The following is a 2,586-nucleotide window of genomic DNA, read 5'->3' on the forward strand; positions in this document are numbered from 1 at the left end:
GCTTTGCCCACAGCAGCCGCGCCGCACGCATCTTGGCGACTTCCATGAAAAAATTCATGCCGATCGCCCAGAAGAACGACAGCCGCGGCGCAAAGCGGTCGACGTCGAGCCCGGCGGCAAGGCCGGCGCGCAGATATTCGACGCCATCGGCGAGCGTGTAGGCGAGCTCGAGATCCTGTGTCGCGCCGGCTTCCTGCATGTGATAGCCGGAGATCGAGATCGAATTGTATTTCGGCATCTTTTGCGAGGTGTAGGCAAAAATGTCGGAGATGATCCGCATCGAGGGCGCGGGCGGATAGATATAGGTGTTGCGCACCATGAACTCTTTCAGAATGTCGTTCTGGATCGTGCCTGAGAGTTTCTCCGGCGGCACGCCCTGTTCCTCGGCCGCGGCGATGAACAGGGCCAGGATCGGCAGCACCGCGCCGTTCATGGTCATCGACACGCTCATCCGGTCGAGCGGGATGCCGGAAAACAGCGTGCGCATGTCGTAGATCGAATCGATCGCAACGCCGGCCATGCCGACATCGCCGGTGACGCGCGGATGGTCGGAATCGTAGCCGCGGTGGGTGGCGAGATCGAACGCCACCGACAGGCCCTTTTGTCCGGCGGCGAGGTTGCGGCGGTAGAACGCGTTGGAGTCTTCCGCCGTGGAAAACCCGGCATATTGCCTGATCGTCCAGGGCTGGTTGACATACATGGTCGGGTAGGGGCCGCGCAGATAGGGCGCGATGCCCGGCCAGGTGTCGAGGAAGTCGATGCCTTCGAGATCGGCTTCGCTGTAGCCGGGTTTTACGGGGATGCCCTCGGGCGTGAGCCAGGGTTCGGCGCTGGTGGCTGACTCGGACGTGGCCACGGGCTCGAATTTTATCGCCCTGAAATCGGGTATCCTGCTCATCGTGAGCGGCCTTCCTTCAGCTTCATGATTCGTGCCTCGCAGTCAGCAAGACGCTGAAGAGCCTCGGGCTCTCCAGCCGGCCGGACGGTTGGAATCGCGAGCGGAACGTCCGGCCTCATAAGCGCGGCCAGCGCGTCTCCCACGAGAAACGAGAAACCGAACAACGTTATTCTTCGAGTCAAAATGTACGCCAACAGCGGCAAACCCACCACTAGGAAAAGAACCCCTGGAGCGGAAACCTGACCGGCGAAAATTCCTGCAACGATCAAAATTCCAATGCCAAGAATGATTGCAATCGCGACCATAACAAACCAAGCCGGCATCGGAGGCCCTAAATGCAATCGACGGAGCGGTCGATCGAATGGGCCACCGTGACAGGCGATCATGGATAGCAATCGATCGCGCTCAGCCTCGAGTTGGGAAAGTTCGTCCTGGTCGGCCATGTATCGCGCTCACACGTCACTTCCAAAATCTTGGTCAGTCATGGTCCGGATGCTGATGGCTGACGATTTCGGCCAGCTTCTCCGGCCCGTAATTCTGCAGCGTGCTCTGGCTCGGCAGGTTGGCGATCCCGACCACCCAGCCGAGCCGGGATTCGGCTCCGTACTGCTTCGTCGGCACCACCCGGTCGGGGCGGTCGAAGGTGCCGGTCATGATCTCGATCCGGGGGCCGCCGATGCGGCGAAAACTCAAAGGTGTGCCGCAGGCGGCGCAGAAGTCGCGCTCGGCGATCGAGGAGGATTTGAACGCCGCCGGCTTGCCGCGGGTCCAGCGAAAATCGTCACGCTCGATGTCGGCAAACGACGCGAACGGCGCGCCGGAGGCCTTCTGGCACATCCGGCAATGACAGATGCTGACCTTGGCAGGCGTCCCCGACACCGCAAAGCGAACGGCGCCGCACTGGCAGCCGCCGGTCAGCACAGTTTTGGTTTCCGCCGTCATGCTCACTCCATTCGCCGCCAGGCTTCCTGCAGAACAGCCAGCGCATCGCCGCCGGCAAAGATGAAATCGCCGATTCCGGCGGCGCGCAGCGCGGTCTCCTGCTCGCCGGGCCGGCCTGCCAGATAGATATGTTTGGCGCCGGCGGCTTGAAGGGCCTTTGCGGCGTCGGCCGCGTGTCCGGCATAGATCTTGTCCGACGAGCATAGGCAGGCCATCGCCGCGCCGGAGGCCTTGAAGGCCGTGGCAAGCGCGGCCGGGTCGCCAGATCCCTCGCTGTCGAGCGCTTCGATGCCGCCGGTTTCGAAAAAACTCCTGGCAAAGGCCGCGCGCGCGGTGAAGTCGGCGGCGGTGCCGAGATTGGCGAGGAAGATTCCTGGCCGCGCGCCGCTGCGCTTCCGTTGGCGGTCGGATTTGTCGCGCAGCGCCTCAAACGGCATCGCCAGCCGCATCGGCGGCAACGGGTCGAACTTGAATTTGGCCTCGCCATGGGGCGTGAGCGCGACCGGCCTGGCGTCCAGCACCGCCGCATCGGCTTCATGCAAGTTCGGAAATTCGCTGGCGCCAGTCAGCACCTCCTTGCGCCTGGCGAAGTTGGCCTCGCGCGCGGCCCGGGTCGCCGCCACCCTGCGCTGGATCACGCCTTGCTCGAGCGCGGAAAAAACACCGCCGGCTTTCTCGATCTCCTGGAACAACGTCCACGCCGCCTCGCAAAGCTCGCTCGTCAGCGCCTCGATGCCGCCGGAACC

At 63.4% G+C, this 2,586-nt stretch carries 4 protein-coding genes; all 4 read right to left on the reverse strand.

Going from position 1 to position 2,586, the window contains the following annotated elements:
* The coding region (locus tag WCE35_RS10315) for a methylmalonyl-CoA mutase family protein (protein ID WP_424593238.1) at positions 1–898 on the reverse strand (898 nt) is incomplete at its 3' end.
* Positions 895–1,341: a hypothetical protein gene (locus tag WCE35_RS10320; RefSeq protein WP_424593239.1), complete on the reverse strand. Its 447-nt coding sequence runs from the start codon at positions 1,339–1,341 to the stop codon at positions 895–897. The genes WCE35_RS10320 and WCE35_RS10315, both read right to left, overlap by 4 nt.
* A gap of 34 nt (positions 1,342–1,375) precedes the next feature.
* Positions 1,376–1,840: a GFA family protein gene (locus WCE35_RS10325; protein ID WP_424593240.1), complete on the reverse strand. Its 465-nt coding sequence runs from the start codon at positions 1,838–1,840 to the stop codon at positions 1,376–1,378.
* 2 nt (positions 1,841–1,842) lie between these two features.
* A partial coding sequence (locus WCE35_RS10330) for a methylmalonyl-CoA mutase family protein (RefSeq protein ID WP_424593241.1) occupies positions 1,843–2,586 on the reverse strand: 744 nt, incomplete at its 5' end.

It is taken from the genome of Bradyrhizobium sp. (assembly GCF_049691595.1).
Lineage (GTDB): Bacteria > Pseudomonadota > Alphaproteobacteria > Rhizobiales > Xanthobacteraceae > Bradyrhizobium.

Bases quoted from the DNA above. Each gene is read 5' to 3' on its own strand.
- WCE35_RS10325 (WP_424593240.1), bottom strand. From the start codon at position 1,840: ATGACGGCGGAAACCAAAACTGTGCTGACCGGCGGCTGCCAGTGCGGC.
- WCE35_RS10320 (WP_424593239.1), bottom strand. From the start codon at position 1,341: ATGGCCGACCAGGACGAACTTTCCCAACTCGAGGCTGAGCGCGATCGA.